The sequence below is a fragment of the Pseudoalteromonas sp. CO109Y genome, assembly GCF_004208935.1.
In the GTDB taxonomy this organism is placed as follows: domain Bacteria; phylum Pseudomonadota; class Gammaproteobacteria; order Enterobacterales; family Alteromonadaceae; genus Pseudoalteromonas; species Pseudoalteromonas shioyasakiensis.
On sequence record NZ_SGPD01000012.1, the window covers coordinates 1 to 366 of the forward strand.

General features: G+C 47.0%; 2 tRNA genes. Both read left to right on the forward strand.

The features are described from left to right. The first annotated feature begins 105 nt into the window (after positions 1-105). Positions 106-182 (forward strand) — tRNA-Ile (locus EXT43_RS04820). A gap of 111 nt (positions 183-293) precedes the next feature. After that, a tRNA-Ala gene (locus EXT43_RS04825) sits at positions 294-366 on the forward strand.

A 366-nucleotide genomic window follows, 5' to 3' on the forward strand; every position in this document is an offset into this window, starting at 1 on the left:
GGGGAACCTGGGGCTGGATCACCTCCTTATACGATTTAGAACTTATTTGTTCGTAGTGTCCACACAGATGATTGTTAATTGTAAAGAGAACAACACTTATTGTTTGGGTCTGTAGCTCAGTTGGTTAGAGCGCACCCCTGATAAGGGTGAGGTCGGTAGTTCAAATCTACTCAGACCCACCACTTCTTCTTGATACTGCGTTGTAAGCTTCGTCGTTTAGTGAACTAAACGTCCTCAACTTACGCCTTGTCTCAATCGAAGTGGCAAAAATGACAATAAGTACCAGCATATGTGGGGCTATAGCTCAGCTGGGAGAGCGCCTGCCTTGCACGCAGGAGGTCAGCAGTTCGATCCTGCTTAGCTCCA